The sequence below is a fragment of the Vibrio sp. R12-SW3-ISO1 genome (assembly GCF_059834005.1).
Window position 1 is genome coordinate 29,447 of sequence record NZ_JCBDGK010000056.1, and the last position, 17,107, is coordinate 46,553.

A 17,107-nucleotide genomic window follows, 5' to 3' on the forward strand; every position below is an offset into this window, starting at 1 on the left:
GTTCTCTGCTTGTTAGTTCTCGGTGTGCTGTCGCTCATACAGACGGTAACACACTTGACCGGCCACCTTTTCGCGGTGCAGGTGCCAATGGGCCGGAATGCAATCGAGCGCCAACTCTTTCTCTGTTTCAATATAGATCATCGCATCGTCGGCCAACCAACCGTTTTGTTCAAGCAGGGTCACCACCTCATTCAATAAACCTTGGCGAAACGGCGGATCGATGAAAACAACATGGTGCGGTGTGCCGGGTTGGCGAAGGTACGCCAAGCTGTCGCCGTTGTGCACTTTGAGTGTGTCAGCCTTTAGCGCTTCAGCGTTCGCTTTCAGCTGCTTGAAAGCGGTAGGGTTGAGTTCAATCAGTGTCACCTCATCCGCCTGACGAGAAGCCGCCTCAAACCCTAAGCTGCCAGAGCCTGCGAACAGATCCAGACATTTGGCTCTTGGCACGTCGCGGGCGATCCAGTTAAACAAGGTTTCCTTAACGCGATCGGTGGTGGGGCGCAACCCTTGGGCATCGTGGACAGGCAGCTTTCGCCCGCGCCAAATACCGCCAATGATGCGAACAAAGCCTGTGGATGGCTTATTTTGTGATGTGTTTTGCTGGCGACGTCTTACCATAGATTTTTTGACCGCTAATAAAGTGATACTATATCCAGTCGCTCAAGCAATGAGCGCGGTAATATAGCCCAATTTTCAGTAAGGACAGAGTGTAACGCATCATCTGAATGCAGGGAAAGCGTCACTCGGTCGTTAGCGTGCATTTATACAGGGTATGCAGCCTGTAATGCACGCGAAGTTAATAGTTACTATCTAGGAATGCTCCAGATGTCGGAAAAAAAGAAGCGCGGTTTACTCTCTTGGTTAGGTTTTGGTGACGAAGAGCAGACACAAGCCGAGAGCCGTGAATCAGCACAACAACAAGAAGCGCAGCCTGTCGAGTCGCCCGCCCAAGAGACACAGCCTGATGCCGAGGTGTCGCCAGAGCCTCGTGAGTCAGCCAATGAGCCAGCCAGTGAGGTTGATGTCGCCCCTGAGGTTGACGCTACACCTGAGGTGGTGGCCCCTCGTGTGGTTGAACAAGAGAAACCGACCGAGAGCTTTTTCGCACGTTTAAAGCGCAGCCTTGCACGCACCAAAGCCAACATAGGTGCAGGCTTTTTTGGTTTGTTCAAAGGTAAGCAGATTGATGACGAGCTATTTGAAGAGCTTGAAGAGCAGCTCTTGATTGCTGATGTCGGCATGGATACCACAGTCAAAATCATTGATTCATTGACAGAAAAAGCCACTCGTCAGCAATTAAAAGATGGCGAAGCGTTGTACGATCTCCTTAAAGACGAAATGGCGGATATCTTGGCCAAAGTCGAGCAGCCATTGGTGGTGGACAGCAGTAAAACGCCGTACGTGATTTTGATGGTCGGCGTGAATGGCGTTGGTAAAACCACGACGATCGGCAAATTGGCCAAGCAATTCCAAGCACAAGGCAAGAGTGTCATGCTGGCCGCTGGGGATACCTTCCGCGCCGCAGCCGTGGAGCAGCTGCAAGTATGGGGTGAGCGCAATAGCGTGCCCGTCGTCGCGCAGCACACCGGCGCAGACAGCGCCTCGGTCATCTATGATGCGATTGAATCTGCCAAAGCGAAAGGCGTGGATGTCGTCATTGCCGACACCGCAGGTCGCTTGCAAAACAAAGCCAACTTGATGGAAGAGCTGCGCAAAATTGTGCGTGTCATGAAGAAAATCGATGATTCAGCGCCGCATGAAATTATGCTCACCCTAGATGCCGGTACTGGGCAAAACGCGATCAGCCAAGCCAAGCTATTTAGCGATGTGGCGCCATTAACCGGCATCACGCTGACTAAGTTGGATGGCACGGCCAAAGGTGGCGTTATTTTTGCGCTTGCGGATCAGTTCCAAATCCCGATTCGTTACATCGGTGTCGGGGAAGGCATTGACGATTTGCGCCCATTTGAAACACAAGAATTTATCAACGCACTGTTTAGCCGCGAAGATTAAGCTGACTGAGACCTGTGAGAGGACGTTCGGGTGATAAAATTTCAGCAAGTGAGTAAGGCGTACCGAGGCGGTCGTCAAGCGCTGCAAAAAGTAGACTTTCATTTGCGCCGAGGGGAGATGGCCTTTTTAGGTGGCCACTCCGGTGCAGGGAAAAGCACACTGTTAAAATTGATTTGTGCCATTGAACGTCCAACGGATGGAAAAATCAGTTTCAATGAGCATGACATCACTCGAATTCCAAGCAAAGACATTCCATTTTTACGCCGCAACATTGGCATTGTGTTTCAAGATCATCGTTTATTGATGGATCGCAGTGTCTTCGACAATGTGGCCTTGCCGATGCGTATTGAATCCATCTCGGAAAACGAAATTAAGCGCCGCGTCTCGGCGGCCTTAGACAAAACGGGATTACTGGATAAAGCCAAGTGCCTGCCGAGTCAACTCTCTGGTGGTGAGCAGCAGCGCGTCGGGATCGCTCGAGCCGTGGTCAATCGTCCGACGTTATTACTGGCGGATGAGCCGACCGGCAACCTCGACCCTGATCTCTCCAACCGAGTGGTGCGACTTTTTGAAGAGTTCAATCGTGCAGGCGTCACCATATTGCTTGCCACTCACGACATCGGGTTGGTCAACACTCGGCCGCAATATCGCCATTTGGAACTGAATCAAGGTTTTTTGAGTGAGGTCGAAGATTATGGCCGCGAATAAGCGAGTGAAGACAAAGCAAGGCCGCGCGAGCCAGAATCGAGTCCAGCGTGATGGCTTTTTGTCGGTGCACTTTAAGCAGGCGCGGTTAGCGTTTGCGGCGCTCTGGTTTCGACCACTGGCAAACTTTTTGACCCTAGCGGTGATCTCCATGGCGCTCGCCATGCCCTCCGCGCTCTATTTGCTCGGTAAAAACATTGCCGCAGCCTCTAGTGACGTGACCAGCCCTTCGCAAGTGAGTGCTTACATTAAGCAGCAGACGCCAGAGCCGAAGGTGATGGTGCTGAAAGATCAGTTAGAGAGCCGAACTGAAGTCGCCAAAGTCGATTACATCTCGCCGCAACAAGGCCTAGAAGACTTTAGCCAGTACTCTGGCTTTGAACAGGCAATCTCATTGCTCGATAACTACGCGCTGCCGGGCGTGCTTATTATTACCCCAAGCAGTGACGACCAAGCGATGATCAAACGCCTTGCGGCTGAGGTTGCAGAGCAAGAAGACATCGCCGATGTGCGTTTGGACGAAGATTGGCTGACAAAGCTCGATGCGATTAAGACACTGGTCACCGGGATCATCATTACGCTGTCTGTACTGATGCTCTGCTCCGTGTTTTTGATTGTTGGCAACACGCTGCGTTTCAATGTGTTGGCAAATAAAGAAGAGATCCAAACCATGAAGTTGATTGGTGCGACAGACAGCTTTATTTTGCGCCCTTATCTCTACTCGGGGATGTGGTTTGGTTTACTCGGCGCCTTGAGCGCATGGATACTGACGGCCATCATTACTATCGTACTTAACCACAGCGTAGAGCAATTAGCGCTGCTTTATGACAGCCGTTTTCGTCTTATCGGGCTCAGTTGGGATGAGTCGCTCTTACTGATCATGCTTGGCATCTTTCTAGGCTGCTTGGCAGCGAAAGTGTCGGCGCGGCGCCATTTAAAAGAAATTGAACCTGTTTAACAGGGCGTGGTCATAATAATGAAAAAAGTATACGGTAGCGTGTACTTTCTATTGTGCCTGAGCGTGCTTTATGCATAATGGCAAATCCCAGCTTGAAACTTGTTCATTTTGAGTTCAAGATTGATGGGTTAAATTACACTCCAGATCAGAGATTGATGAGGATTTGAATGACTAACCAAGCGTATCCAATGGCGGTAGTAACTCAAGATAGCTTAGACAGCTACATCCGCTCCGTAAACAGCTACCCAATGCTGACCGCGGACGAAGAGCGTGAACTTGCCGAACGACTACACTATGACGGTGAAATTGAAGCCGCTAAAGGATTGATCCTTTCGCACCTTCGTTTCGTTGTGCATGTGGCTCGTGGTTATTCTGGTTACGGCCTACCTATGGCCGACTTAGTTCAAGAAGGCAACATCGGTTTGATGAAAGCGGTCAAACGCTTCAATCCCGAAGTCGGTGTACGTCTTGTCTCGTTCGCCGTGCACTGGATCAAAGCGGAGATCCATGAATACGTACTTCGCAACTGGCGTATCGTCAAGATCGCCACGACCAAAGCGCAGCGCAAACTCTTTTTCAACCTGCGTAAGTCGAAGAAACGCTTAGGCTGGTTCAACAACGGCGAGGTGGAAACCGTCGCAAGAGAGTTGGGTGTTGAGCCTTCAGAAGTGCGTGAGATGGAATCTCGTCTCGCCGCGCAAGACGCGACCTTTGAGCTGTCTAGTGATGACGATGACACCGGTACGTCTTACTCGGCTCCGATGCTTTACCTTGAAGATAAAGCCTCTGACGTCGCAGAAAATATCGAAGCGGCCAACTGGGAAGCTCATACCAACAATCGCTTGAGCCTAGCGCTTTCAAGTCTTGATGAGCGTAGCCAACATATCGTTCGCTCTCGCTGGTTAGATGACAACAAAGCGACGTTGCAAGAGTTGGCTGATACCTACAGCGTATCTGCTGAGCGTATTCGCCAGCTTGAGAAAAACGCGATGAAGAAGCTCAAAGCCGCAGTCGGCGAGTTTTAATCCGCTAACGCAAAGCGCGAAACACAAACATGAAAAGCCGAGGTCTTGTGACCTCGGCTTTTTGTTTGGATCGTATAAAGCATTTTATATTAACCAGTTGGCGATCATTTCAACGCTCGCTCCTGTGTATAACTCTGTGGGGAATTTCTTTGCTAGATGTCAGAAAGCAGGGTGAATAAAGGCCTAATGGCGGGTTTTTCTATGGGGATATGTTTTGAATCACTCACAGAATAGTTATGATCATCACTACATATTGTGGATCTTTTTTAATTCAAACACTTTATCAACGCAATCCACAATTTTATCCACAGATGACGTCATTTTGATCGCTGGTGGATAACCTTATTAACCGACAGTACTTGTCCTCCGTTGGATAGGTTACAATGAGCGCAGACAATAAAAGCATAAAGAGAAAGTAAATGGACCAGTTTCAGCACATCGATGTTGCCTCTGCGCAGCAAATGATTGAGCAGCAAGGCGCCCGCCTAGTGGATATTCGTGATCCACAATCCTTTGCCGTCGCGCATGCTACGCATGCGTATCATCTGACCAACGACACCATGGTGGCCTTTATGGACGAGGTGGAGTTTGATCAGCCGGTTTTGGTGATGTGTTATCACGGGATCAGCAGCCAAGGTGCGGCGCAATATTTAGTGAACCAAGGGTTTGAGCAGGTATACAGTGTGGATGGTGGTTTTGAAGCCTGGCATCGCGCTGGGCTACCTACCGTGCAGACGGCTTAACCCCAATCTTTCAGGATAACCTAATGGTAAGAGTGACCACCATCAAGAACGCCAGAATGGGCCAAGCTTTTGTTGATTACATGGCGGCTCGTAGAGTCACCGTTGGCATGATGCGCGATGAGGAGAGTGACGATTTTGTCTTATTCCTCAAAGAAAGTGAGCATTATGATCTGGTGATGCAGGAGCTTGAGCAATTTCTGGCTAACCCGAATGCAGATAAGTACCACGCTGCGTCGTGGGAGGTGGCGGATACCCGAGTCAATCCTTTCCAGTACCGTTCACCCAGTTTCATCGCGATGATCAAAGCGAAAGCCGGGCCGATCACTTTAGCCGTCATGCTGCTATGTGTGGTGATTTTTGTGCTTCAGCAGATAGGTCAAGGGCGAGCGATTTTCCTCGCGCTTCACTTCCCTGCGGACGCTAGCCAGCAATGGCAGCTCTGGCGCTGGCTCAGTCATGCGGTGTTGCATTTTTCGGCGTTGCACATCGTGTTCAATTTACTTTGGTGGTGGCAACTTGGCGGTGATATAGAGCAGCGACTGGGTCAAGGGAAGCTGTTGCAACTGTTTGTCCTGTCGGCGGCACTCTCAGGCGCTGGGCAGTATTGGGTTGAAGGCGCCAACTTTGGCGGCCTCTCTGGCGTGGTGTACGCGTTGGTCGGCTACATCTGGATGATGGGCTACAAGGCGCCCGCGCTCGGTTTGATGATGCCAAAACAGGTGATTGGGTTTATGTTGGTTTGGTTGGTGCTTGGCTTTATGCAGCCCTTTATGGCCATTGCCAATACCGCTCACTTGGTGGGGCTGTTGTCTGGGGTTGGCTTAGGGTTACTCGATGCGAGTAAAGCCAAATACCAAGGGTAGGTAGGCTAAAAAAATAGAAAACGCCGCGTTAGCGGCGTTGACAGACCTATCGAGATTGACGGGTGCACGTTTACTGGTAGAGATATTTAGTAAACAGCAGATCCGCGATGACGGTTTTTCCGGTTTCCGGCAGTAAAATCGAGTTGAGCTCCTCGACTAGGCTTTTACGCAAGTCTTCGCGTCCTGCCAGCGAGGTGATGGTGTCTTTTGACTGCTGCCCGAGCAACTCGATCACGGCATCACGAATCAAAGGCTGATGCAGCTCAATCACCGCCAAATCGGCTTGATTAGCAACCATGATGTCAATGCGCACCTGAACATAGCCCAAATCTTTACCCTTGGTATAAAAATTCGTGGTGAGATCCGGTTCCAGCGTGAAATACGCGAGTTGAGGCCCACCTTCCTTTTCTGCCAAGGTAGGGAGGCTAACGAGCAGACTCGCAGCAACAAAAAGCTGCGCTAGGTAACGTTTCATCATAGTGGGCGATTTTCTTTCTTCTTTTCACGATATTCGAAAGGTCAGAGTCTTGTTACAATGTTGCCTCTGTCTGTGATTAAAAGAGGCGTTGAACACTCGATACCGTGGTTAACGTTGTTATTTAAGCTTTATTTTACGATATAAAGCTGACTATTGAATACTAGTATGAATCCATCAACTTCGCATTGTTTGTCTGCCCTACGAGAGGTCGAATGGCATGATCCCGACCAGTTTAGCTTTCCAACGCCGATCGCCAAAGATTGGTTGTTAGAACAGGGCTCATTGTCACGTTTATTGGAATCGTATTGCCAAACCTTAAGTGTCGATTTGCTGCACAACCGCATTGTGTCCTCGGAACGTTTGAATGCCCAAGAGATCGCCTTGTTGAGCCACGAAGCGTGTTTGTTACGTAAAGTGGTATTGAAAGGCGATGAGACCGCTTGGGTGTTAGGGCGAACCTTAATTCCTCAATCCTCACTGCAAGAGCAGCATGTTGATTTGACCGCGCAAGGCGAGATCCCACTTGGACTGACCGTCTTTAGCGCCGACAACGTCAAGCGTGATGCGCTGCAAGTTGGCTGGGCACAGGTCGAGGGAGGCCGTTTATTGGCGCGCCGCTCCCGATTGTGGATGAACCATAAACCCATGCTGGTTGCCGAGCTGTTTCTGCCTACCGCCCCGATTTACACTAAGGAGAGTGTGCAATGAGCGCTTCAAAAGCCATCGCCTATTGGCAACTGATGCGAATGGACAAACCGATAGGGACGCTACTGCTGCTTTGGCCGACACTATGGGCATTGATCATTGCCGGGCAAGGGCGCCCTGATCCTATGGTGCTGATTGTCTTTGTTCTGGGCGTCATCTTTATGCGCGCCGCAGGGTGCGTGATTAATGACTTTGCCGACCGTCGTGTTGATGGCCATGTTAAGCGTACGCAGCAGCGTCCGTTACCGTCCGGGCGCGTGTCGGCGAAAGAAGCGGTCGGTCTGTTTCTTATCTTGGCCGTGGCCTCATTTCTATTAGTGCTGACCATGAATCCGCTCACCATCCAACTGTCGTTTGTTGGGCTGTTTTTGGCGTTCATCTATCCATTTATGAAGCGCTACACCCATCTACCTCAGCTGTTTCTTGGCTTAGCGTTCAGTTGGTCCATTCCAATGGCTTGGGCTGCGCAGGCGAATACCTTGCCGATGATGGCGTGGTTTATTTTTGCCATTAACGCGCTGTGGACGATTGCTTATGACACTCAATACGCCATGGTTGATCGTGACGATGACTTGAAGATAGGCATTAAGTCGACTGCGATTCTGTTTGGTCGCCGTGATAAAACCATTATTGGCGCGCTGCAACTGACCACGCTAGCGATGCTGATTTATGTGGGTGTCTACTATGCGCTTGGCGCGAGTTACTACTGGAGCTTACTGGTGGTTGGGGCGCTGTTTGTGTTTCAGCAGCACTTGATTCGTCATCGTGAGCGAGACTTGTGCTTTCGCGCCTTCCTCAATAACAACTATGTGGGGTTGAGTGTCGCGATAGGACTGGCTATCGCGTTTTGGTAACCGTTTCGTCACTCTCCTATTTCGAGAGCTAAGGGTCTCTAGATAAGAGAGGAGAGATAAGACAAAGGGCACGATCATCGTGCCCTTTGTGGTTTATCGCGTCGCATCCACCGATTGATAAATGCTTTCTTGAATGGTCAAACGCACTTCAGGGTAGAGCATCGAGTAGAGCAATGATGCGTAGGCTTGGCTCTTGTCTAAATCGCAGTTGCCTTCCACATCGAGGTAGCCTTGCTGCTTGAGCGTCGTGAATAACGCCGCAAACACCCCTTTATCGAAGAACTCAGGTGCGTTAATGCCATGCAGTCGACCAAGGCGCTGTGCAATGTCTTGGCTCTGCTGCTCCAAATCGCTCTTGCCTAGTTCTGGGTTGGCCACCAACAAGTTGAGCGCAATTGCGTAGCGCTGCAATGTCTCGCTGATGGTGCGACCAAGCAGGACCAGCACTTGGCTGTTGGCTTGGTTGATGGAGACCTGCTCTTTGTGGTCGATGTTCACCAGGCCTTGGCGCGCAATCTCTTCGATGTAGGACTCGGTGAGTTCATCGAGTCGAGACTCCTCAATACTCAAAAACAGCTCTTGCTTTAAGAACGGGTACACTAAGGCAACGTTTTGTTTGATCTGCTCTAGGCTCATCGCTTGGTGACGCACCAACATTTGGGCAATCAATGAAGGCAAGGCGAGCAGATGGATGATGTTGTTGCGGTAGTAGGTCATCAAAATCGATTGGTTGCGATCGAGTGACACAATCTCGCCCATCGAGTCGGTTTCTAGCACAAACTTATCCAACGTTTCAGCGTGTTGCACTAACGCTTCTGCGCTCTCTGTCGGTACCGTGTAGGTCGATGAGTAAGGCACATTGCGCAAAATCGAGAGATAACAATCGATTTGGCTGACGAGATTATCGCGCGATAACGCTCGCTGCCTTGATGCGAGCAGCGCCGTGGCACACAAGGTCAGCGCATTGGTCGCGGCCGCATCGTTAATGTGGGTCATCATTTTGGTCGCTAACGTATTGACCACTGGGTTGAGCCACTGAGGCCTAGAAGCGCCCATCGGATCGATATCTTTCGTCCACTCCGGTGCCTGCTCATTGAGGAACTGGTTGAGTGGGATCGGCTCACCAAAGTTGACGTAGCCTTGGCCGAAGTTACGCAGTTTACGGATGGTTCGCAGCACTAAGCTCGCATTTTCCTTCTCTTTGCGCTTGCCGCGCAGCTCTTTAGCGTACGTCCCCACTTCCATCACGTGCTCGTAGCCGATGTAGACAGGCACAAGTGTCACCGGACGATTGAGTCCGCGTAGCATCGCTTGGATGGTCATCGCAAGCATACCGGTTTTGGCTTGCAGTAAACGTCCGGTGCGCGAACGCCCGCCCTCAGAGAAGTACTCAACCGAGTAGCCTTTGGCAAACAGTTCAGCAAGGTACTCGCGGAAAATCGTCGAGTAAAGTTTGTTGCCTTTAAAACTGCGGCGAATAAAGAAGGCGCCGCCGCGACGGAATATCGGTCCGGCGGGGAAAAAGTTCAGGTTAATACCAGCCGCGATGTGAGGCGGTACCATGCCCTCGTGATACAACACGTAAGAGAGCAATAGGTAATCCATATGGCTACGATGGCATGGCACGTAGACAATCTCGTGGCCATCTTGAGCAAGCTTACGTACCGCTGTGGCATTGTTGATGTTCAAGCCTTGATAAATTCGGTTCCACAGCCAGCCCAAAATGCGATCGCCGCTTTTGACCAAGGAGTAAGAAAAGTCAGCCGCGATTTCATCCATGATGTCATGCGCCGCTTTGCGCGCTTTTTCAATGGAAATATCTTTGGCTTTCGCTTCATCCTCAATCGCTTTCTCAATCGCTTTGGATTTGAGTAAGCGTTGAAATAGTGCTTGGCGACTCGGTAAGTTTGGCCCAGAGGCGGCCAGTTTCTGACGCGAGAAATGAATGCGCGCCACACGAGCGAGTTTGTGTGCAATGGATGAATCGGTCCCATGCGCATCCGCCATATAGCGTAGAGAGACCACAGGGCTGATGCGTACTAAACAATCTCGACCAGAAAACAGCACTGCTTTGGCTTTTTGTGGGCCGTTTAGCGACTGCAAATAAGGCTTGTGTGAAGACTCTCGGCCAGGTTTTCGTCCCCACAACACGGTGGCAGGGATCATCTGAACGTCCAGTTCGCTATCGAATTTGTGCAGTTCGAGCAGCTCAGAAAATAGCGCCACGGATTCGCGAGGCACATCATCGTCTCGGCTCACCACCGTATTGCGCGCCGAGGTGAATACGTAGCGATGGAAACATTTGCCGTTGATTTCGAGCGGCGTTAACGGATCCGGCAAGCCAAGTCTTTGCGTCTGCTTTTGTAGGGCGAGCAAGTCAACACTTGAGCGGTATGGCAATGCGTAGATAATCGGTTTGTCGACATCGATATTGTGATCAGCAATCGGATCGGAAGGAATCGCCGTCCCTTTGACTAAGACTGACAGTGGCAGCTTTAACAAAGATCGCGAGAAAGAGTGTCCAGAAGACATAAAGGTTCTTAGCCTCAAAAATCAAAAGTATGCCAAAGCGCATTTCCACTTCTGTCACGGCCGTTGGGTGTGAGCGTTTAACGCCTCTCACCGAGCCTCCTGAGAAGTGGAAATAAGCCCAAGCGGGTTTTCAGCTGGCAAGGATAGCAGAAACTGGTCAAACCTTTTAACGATAATTGAGCATGAAAGCATCAATGTGAGGTAAATAGCTTAAGCCCGACCAGAAAATAAAATCCGTCATTAGTCCTTTCCTTTTTCTCAATACTGGATATACTCACAGTTAACTGTATAAAAAGACAGGTGACTTATGAAGCCCTTAACGCCGCGCCAACAACAAGTTTTTGACCTCATCAAAAGTAAAATTGATGAGACCGGAATGCCACCAACCCGCGCTGAAATTGCCCGTGAGCTCGGTTTTCGCTCTGCCAATGCAGCGGAAGAGCACTTGAAAGCGCTCGCACGTAAGCAAGTGATTGAAATCATTCCCGGTGCCTCAAGAGGTATTCGTGTGTTGTTGAACGATGCCGCTAATGACGACGAAGGGCTGCCACTGATTGGTCAAGTCGCTGCGGGTGAGCCTATCTTGGCTCAGGAACATGTTGAGGCACACTACCAAGTGGACCCGAGTATGTTTAAGCCACAGGCTGACTTCCTACTGCGCGTTCACGGTGAGAGTATGAAAGACATCGGCATTATGGATGGCGATCTACTGGCGGTGCATAAGACACAAGACGTTCGTGATGGCCAAGTGATTGTCGCGCGTGTCGATGATGACGTGACGGTAAAGCGTTTGGAACGTAAAGGGTCAACGGTACTGCTTCACGCTGAAAATGAAGAATTTTCGCCAATCAAGGTCGATTTAACTAGCCAAAGCCTGGCAATTGAAGGCCTAGCGGTTGGCATCATTCGCAATACTGACTGGATGTAATTCGACGTCGAGTCCGCTGAGTCAGTCTTGCCTTTGAGAGCAACATCAAGATGCGTTCGCTCGCGCTTGATGTTGCAATTGATATTCATTATCATCTTTTCATTCGCGATAGAGAGATAATGAACATGGCTTCCCGGCACCACAACGCGCATTCGCGCTATCAAATCCCCGCCAATCTTTTGCAGCCCTTGTGGCTTCGCAGTCGTGAAAGCCTTGTCGATAATGGCTTGGTTTACGATCCTATCGCTGCTAACGCGTGCCGACATTGTGAGTTAGCGCCAGAGTGTCTATCGGGCGATATTCCTCAAAAACAGCTGCTCCATGCGACCATTACACAGCTGTGTGACCAGCAAGTGAAACACTTTATCCAACATAACCCAGACGGCTGGATCATCAATGTCGGCGCTGGGCTGGATACTCGGTTCTACCGAGTGGACAATGGCCGTTGCCATTGGCTTGAACTGGATGTCACCGAAAATCTGTTGTGGCGGCAAAAGCTGTTTCATCGCAGTGAGCGCTACCACCATTTATGCGGCAGTGTTACCGATTTGAGTTGGATGTCGTCTCTACCTATCGAGGAAAAATCGCCAGTGATGATTGTGTGCGAATGTGCACTGCTTGATGGCAATGAACGACAAATTGCCCGTTTCATTCAAGCCATGGGGTGTCACTTTGACAGTGCCAGAGCGTGCTTAGTGTTGGCCGGAGACCTAACCCCCAGTGCATTGGGGCAGAAAATGGGCTCATCACACTACGCGCATGGTTATAAGTCGGCCGATGAGACGGTTAGACGCATACTGCCTTGGGCAAGTTCAGTGAAACTCTTTTCGCCTTTAGATCAGCACTGTCATCGTTGGAAACTGTGGCAGCGATGGCTGAGAAAAATTCATCGCCTTAAGCATCGTTTAACGCCCGTGGTGGTTCAGCTGCGCTGGTGATAGGGGTACACTGGACACATCGTCCTAAACTGAATTCCACCCGTGCAGATCCTTGATACTCTTTCCAATCTCTCTCTTCACAAAAAAGTCTTGTGGATCGCCATTCCTATGGTGCTGTCCAACATCACTGTGCCTCTGTTGGGGCTGGTCGATGCCGCGGTTATTGGTCATTTAGAACATGCGTGGTATTTAGGCGGTGTCGCGCTAGGCACCACCATGATCAGTGTGACTTTCTGGTTGCTCGGGTTTCTGCGCATGGCCACCACAGGTTTAGCGGCCCAAGCGTATGGCGGGAAGTCAGGGCATGGGTTGGCGCTTGTGTTGACGCAAGGGCTCGCGATGGCGTGGCTTTTTGCGCTGCTGTTTCTCATCGTGCATGCTTCAGTGGCCGATATCGTCTTTCAGTTCAGTGAGGCCAGCGAGCAAGTCAAATTTTATGGTGAACAATACTTTTCCATCCGTGTTTGGAGCGCCCCTGCGGCGTTAGCCAATTTTGTGCTGCTTGGCTGGCTGCTTGGAACACAAAACGCAAAAGCGCCCATGTGGATGGTGGTGATCACCAACGCGACCAATATTGCACTCGATCTGCTGTTTGTGATCGGGTTGGAGTGGCAAGTCGAAGGGGCGGCTTGGGCGTCGGTATTGGCCGATTACACCGGTATGAGTTTTGGTTTTTTCTGCGTATGGCGAACATGGCACCAGCAGAACCTACCGCCTATTGGTGATGTGTTGCGTGCCACCACCCGTGGGCTAAGCCGTTTTATCAGACTGAATCGAGATATCTTCCTTCGCTCGCTCTGCCTACAAGCGGTGTTTACCTTTATGACCTTTCAAGGCGCAAACTATGGCGATGAGATTGTCGCGGCCAATGCCGTCTTGATGAGTTTCTTGATGATGATCTCTTACGCAATGGATGGCTTTGCCTATGCGATGGAGGCAATGGTCGGTAAGGCCATCGGCGCAAGAGATCGTCATCAACTGACGCAGTCATTGCTGGGCACCTTTTTCTGGAGTCTGATCATTTGCTCCGCTCTGACATTGGCATTTGCTCAACTGGGATCGCCCTTGATCGCAATGATCACGGATATTGAGTCCGTCCAGCAGCAAGCGCTGCACTTTCTTCCTTGGCTGGTGGCCATGCCGTTGGTTTCTATGTGGTGTTTTCTACTCGACGGTATTTTTGTCGGCGCGACGAAAGGACGAGAAATGAGAAACAGCATGTTTGTCGCCACCTGTGGGTTCTTCATTCTATTCTGGCTGTTTGAGGCGTTGCAAAACCACGCGCTTTGGTTATCGATGCTCTGTTTTATGGCCGCGCGAGGCATGGCATTAGGGTGGATTTTGTATCGCCAGTGGCGAGCGGGCGCGTTCTTTCCTGAGTCGATTTGAGGCCACGGCTGAGAAAAAACACGGCGCCAAGCAGAGCCTGATGCCGTGTCGAATGAGATGAAAGTCGCGAGTAAGGGTTAAAACAAGCGATTCAAACCATTGAGGGCGGCGACGCGGTAGGCCTCCGCCATGGTTGGGTAGTTAAAGGTGGTATTGACGAAATACTCGATGGTATTCGCTTCGCCTTTTTGTTCCATGATGGCTTGCCCGATATGGATGATCTCAGCCGCTCGCTCACCAAAACAGTGAATGCCTAGAATCTCTTTAGTTTCACGGTGGAAAAGGATCTTCAAACTGCCAATATCTTTGCCTGCAATCTGGGCGCGAGCCAAATGTTTGAACGACGAGCGTCCAACCTCATACGGGACTTTCGCCGCTGTCAGTTCTTGTTCAGTTTTCCCCACAGAGCTGATTTCAGGGATGGTGTAAATGCCAGTTGGGATATCATCAATCAAGTAGCCATCCGCTTGACCTTTGGTAATGGCCTGCGCCACAAATCGGCCTTGGTCATACGCCGCACTGGCCAAACTTGGATAGCCAATCACATCACCGACCGCATAGATGTGCTCAACTGGCGTGCGGTAGTTAGTATCTACTTTCAACTGACCGCGAGAGTCGGCTTCAAGCCCTACCGCGCTTAAGTTGAGCTTGTCGGTATTGCCGGTGCGGCCGTTGGCGTAGAGCAAACAGTCGGCGCGCATTTTCTTACCCGATTGGAGGTGGACGATCACGCCGTCTTCAGTGCCCTCGATCTTCTCGTAGGTTTCATCGTTGCGAATCACCACGCCGCTATTCCAGAAGTGGTAGGAGAGTGCGTCAGACACTTCGTTGTCCAAAAAGGACAGCAAGCGATCACGTGTATTGATGAGATCGGTTTTCACCCCAAGGCCACGGAAGATAGAGGCGTATTCACAGCCGATCACGCCTGCGCCGTAAATGATGATGTGGCGCGGGTCGTGTTTCAGGCTCAAAATAGAATCGCTGTCGTAAATACGCTCGTGGAGGAAATCGACATCCGCCGGTTGATAGGGGCGTGAGCCAGTCGCAATCACAAATCTGTCGGCGCTGTAGGTCTCTTCGGTGCCATCGCTTTGCATCACCGCGATGGTGTATTTATCCACAAAGCGCGCCGTACCAAAAATCAACGAGCATTGGTTGCGATCATAAAATCCCTGGCGCAATCGAGTTTGTTTGTCGATGACCGACTTAGCATGACCAAGAATGTTGGAAAAGGTCGAGTGTAAGCTGCTGTTATTGTGGCAAAATAGCGGGTTGTTGTTGAATTCAATGATTCGGCTCACCGCGTGACGCAGCGCTTTGGAGGGGATCGTGCCCCAGTGGGTACACCCGCCACCGACACTGCTCTCTTTCTCTACTATCGCGACGTTGAGCCCCGCTTTGGTCAATCCCATAGCTGCCCCTTCACCACCAGGGCCACTACCTATTACGATCACATCAAAGTGGTTGCTCTGAGCCATAGTTTTATCCTTGTTATAGAGTGTTAACATTGCTGTAGCGAGATTTTAACTGATTCCACGAGGCAAAGAAAAAAAAGCGACTGAGAGAGTCGATGAGATCACGAGAATAAGTGCGTGAAGTGAATCTTCGGTCTGGCGCACAGGATAGGCGGGCAAGTGAGAGGGAATTTTGCCTTCAATTACGCGGGCGTGTTTTAATAGCGATTCTTCACTAAACAACGAATTGAGGTTATCTCCGTAAGCCAATCGTTGTATATTGACTGGCATTGAGGTTAAACACAGATACCAACGATGAAATCCATGGGAATACGCGCACAACAAAAAGAGAAAACTCGTCGCTCATTGATTGATGCGGCCTTCAGTCAATTAAGTGCTGATCGCAGTTTCTCGAACCTGAGCTTGCGAGAAGTGGCACGAGAGGCCGGGATTGCACCGACGTCTTTTTATCGCCACTTCAAAGACATGGATGAGTTGGGGTTGACCATGGTCGATGAAGGCGGATTGTTGCTGCGTCAATTGATGCGCCAAGCGCGGCAGAGAATCGTCAAAGAAGGCAGTGTGATTCGCACCTCGGTCGAGACGTTTATGGAGTTTATCGCAAGTAGTCCCAACGTGTTTCGTTTGCTACTGCGTGAGCGCTCCGGAACGTCTTTTGAGTTTCGTACTGCGGTTGCCCGTGAGATGCAACACTTCTGCGCCGAATTGACCGAGTATTTAATCAGCTCAGGCATGTCTCGTGAAGAGGCATTTACCCAGGCACAAGCGTCCGTGACGCTGGTATTTAGCTCTGGGGCCGAAGCGTTAGATCTAGACAGACGTGAGCGCGATGAACTGGCCGAGCGTCTGATAATGCAGTTGCGAATGATAGCCAAAGGGGCTTATTGGTATCGCAAAGAACGTGAACGTAACCGATTAAAAGGTGGGATAAACTAATGTCGAACGAAACAAACCCAGTCGATCGTGGTTCTGAAAAGAAAACCCTCATTTTGGCATTAATCGCAGGTATGTGCGGTGATGCCATGTTGTCTTGGTTGACGATGAGTGAGGTCACTTTCTCTATCTTTCCGTTGATCGCTTTGGTGCTCTCCTTACAGGCCTTGTACCAAGAGTATCTCCGTCATCCGGTATCTGAGGATATTCCTCTTGTCGGGCTCGCGTGCTTTTTCGTCGGTGCGTTTGGTCACTCCGCATTTGTGAAAGCGCAATACCCAGAGGCCGGTTCAAACTTCTTTTCGATCATCGTCTCACTCTTGTTGCTGCTGTGGATCGGTAAAAAGCTCGGCTACATTGGCGCCGAGCGATAAGCACGCGACAACACATTCCTAAACAACAAACGAGCCCAGCGGCTCGTTTGTTCATTTAAGGGGTTAGTCTTTCTTCTCAAGCATCTGATAGTTGCCCTGCATTAGTTGCACAACTCTTCCACTGTATCGACAATAGTTTCGGCACTATCTCTCAACTGCTCGATATGATTTTCTTTAACAGCACTTTGAATCTC

General features: G+C 50.4%; 17 protein-coding genes. 13 read left to right on the top strand and 4 right to left on the bottom strand.

The genetic code is table 11. The features are described 5' to 3' along the window. Positions 1 to 12: 12 nt before the first annotated feature. Positions 13 to 618, bottom strand: a complete 606-nt coding sequence (gene rsmD / locus AC6R0R_RS18685) for a 16S rRNA (guanine(966)-N(2))-methyltransferase RsmD (RefSeq protein WP_500627812.1) — start codon at positions 616 to 618, stop codon at positions 13 to 15. A gap of 207 nt (positions 619 to 825) precedes the next feature. On the opposite strand from rsmD, the gene ftsY reads away from it, so the two are divergent. From ftsY to glpG, 6 genes are all read left to right on the top strand, one after another. Continuing rightward, positions 826 to 2,013: a signal recognition particle-docking protein FtsY gene (ftsY, locus tag AC6R0R_RS18690; protein ID WP_500627813.1), complete on the top strand. Its 1,188-nt coding sequence runs from the start codon at positions 826 to 828 to the stop codon at positions 2,011 to 2,013. 30 nt (positions 2,014 to 2,043) lie between these two features. Further along, positions 2,044 to 2,721 carry a cell division ATP-binding protein FtsE gene (gene ftsE, locus AC6R0R_RS18695; protein WP_334555592.1) on the top strand — a complete coding sequence of 226 codons (678 nt, stop codon included), beginning with the start codon at positions 2,044 to 2,046 and terminating at the stop codon, positions 2,719 to 2,721. Then, positions 2,708 to 3,676, top strand: coding sequence for a permease-like cell division protein FtsX (gene ftsX, locus AC6R0R_RS18700; protein WP_500627814.1), 969 nt, complete (start codon positions 2,708 to 2,710; stop codon positions 3,674 to 3,676). Before ftsE ends, ftsX begins: the two co-directional genes overlap by 14 nt. Before the next feature lie 167 nt (positions 3,677 to 3,843). Next, on the top strand, positions 3,844 to 4,701 hold the full coding sequence (rpoH, locus tag AC6R0R_RS18705; protein ID WP_334555590.1) for an RNA polymerase sigma factor RpoH: 858 nt from the start codon (positions 3,844 to 3,846) through the stop codon (positions 4,699 to 4,701). Positions 4,702 to 5,120: 419 nt separating this feature from the next. After that, the gene (gene glpE / locus AC6R0R_RS18710) at positions 5,121 to 5,444 is read left to right on the top strand and encodes a thiosulfate sulfurtransferase GlpE (protein ID WP_334555589.1); all 324 of its coding nucleotides are present in this window, start codon (positions 5,121 to 5,123) and stop codon (positions 5,442 to 5,444) included. Between the two features lie 23 nt (positions 5,445 to 5,467). After that, entirely contained in the window at positions 5,468 to 6,307 is an 840-nt protein-coding gene (gene glpG / locus AC6R0R_RS18715; RefSeq protein WP_500627815.1) for a rhomboid family intramembrane serine protease GlpG, read from the top strand. A gap of 70 nt (positions 6,308 to 6,377) precedes the next feature. On the opposite strand, the gene AC6R0R_RS18720 is transcribed toward glpG, so the two are convergent. Then, positions 6,378 to 6,785: a flagellar basal body-associated protein FliL gene (locus AC6R0R_RS18720; RefSeq protein ID WP_334555587.1), complete on the bottom strand. Its 408-nt coding sequence runs from the start codon at positions 6,783 to 6,785 to the stop codon at positions 6,378 to 6,380. A 165-nt stretch (positions 6,786 to 6,950) separates the two neighbouring features. Between AC6R0R_RS18720 and AC6R0R_RS18725 the strand changes: the two genes are divergently transcribed. Together AC6R0R_RS18725 and ubiA are read left to right on the top strand one after the other, a co-directional pair. After that, entirely contained in the window at positions 6,951 to 7,493 is a 543-nt protein-coding gene (locus AC6R0R_RS18725) for a chorismate lyase (protein WP_334555586.1), read from the top strand. After that, positions 7,490 to 8,344: a 4-hydroxybenzoate octaprenyltransferase gene (ubiA, locus tag AC6R0R_RS18730; protein WP_487902842.1), complete on the top strand. Its 855-nt coding sequence runs from the start codon at positions 7,490 to 7,492 to the stop codon at positions 8,342 to 8,344. Before AC6R0R_RS18725 ends, ubiA begins: the two co-directional genes overlap by 4 nt. 93 nt (positions 8,345 to 8,437) lie before the next feature. Here the strand turns inward: ubiA and plsB are convergent, their stop codons facing one another. Beyond that, positions 8,438 to 10,876: a glycerol-3-phosphate 1-O-acyltransferase PlsB gene (gene plsB / locus AC6R0R_RS18735; protein WP_500627816.1), complete on the bottom strand. Its 2,439-nt coding sequence runs from the start codon at positions 10,874 to 10,876 to the stop codon at positions 8,438 to 8,440. 307 nt (positions 10,877 to 11,183) lie between these two features. Between plsB and lexA the strand changes: the two genes are divergently transcribed. The 3 genes from lexA to dinF all read left to right on the top strand — a co-directional run bounded on the left by lexA (position 11,184) and on the right by dinF (position 14,131). Beyond that, positions 11,184 to 11,804: a transcriptional repressor LexA gene (lexA, locus tag AC6R0R_RS18740; RefSeq protein WP_334555583.1), complete on the top strand. Its 621-nt coding sequence runs from the start codon at positions 11,184 to 11,186 to the stop codon at positions 11,802 to 11,804. 125 nt (positions 11,805 to 11,929) lie between these two features. Continuing rightward, positions 11,930 to 12,742, top strand: a complete 813-nt coding sequence (locus tag AC6R0R_RS18745) for a class I SAM-dependent methyltransferase (RefSeq protein ID WP_500627831.1) — start codon at positions 11,930 to 11,932, stop codon at positions 12,740 to 12,742. Positions 12,743 to 12,784: 42 nt separating this feature from the next. Then, positions 12,785 to 14,131, top strand: coding sequence for an MATE family efflux transporter DinF (dinF, locus tag AC6R0R_RS18750; RefSeq protein WP_500627817.1), 1,347 nt, complete (start codon positions 12,785 to 12,787; stop codon positions 14,129 to 14,131). 77 nt (positions 14,132 to 14,208) lie between these two features. Here the strand turns inward: dinF and sthA are convergent, their stop codons facing one another. Then, entirely contained in the window at positions 14,209 to 15,609 is a 1,401-nt protein-coding gene (sthA, locus tag AC6R0R_RS18755; protein WP_334555581.1) for a Si-specific NAD(P)(+) transhydrogenase, read from the bottom strand. Between the two features lie 291 nt (positions 15,610 to 15,900). On the opposite strand from sthA, the gene fabR reads away from it, so the two are divergent. Further along, a complete protein-coding gene (gene fabR, locus AC6R0R_RS18760; protein ID WP_334555580.1) occupies positions 15,901 to 16,542 on the top strand; it encodes an HTH-type transcriptional repressor FabR in 642 nt (213 codons plus the stop codon). Then, positions 16,542 to 16,913: a YijD family membrane protein gene (locus tag AC6R0R_RS18765; RefSeq protein WP_500627818.1), complete on the top strand. Its 372-nt coding sequence runs from the start codon at positions 16,542 to 16,544 to the stop codon at positions 16,911 to 16,913. Before fabR ends, AC6R0R_RS18765 begins: the two co-directional genes overlap by 1 nt. Positions 16,914 to 17,107 lie beyond the last annotated feature (194 nt).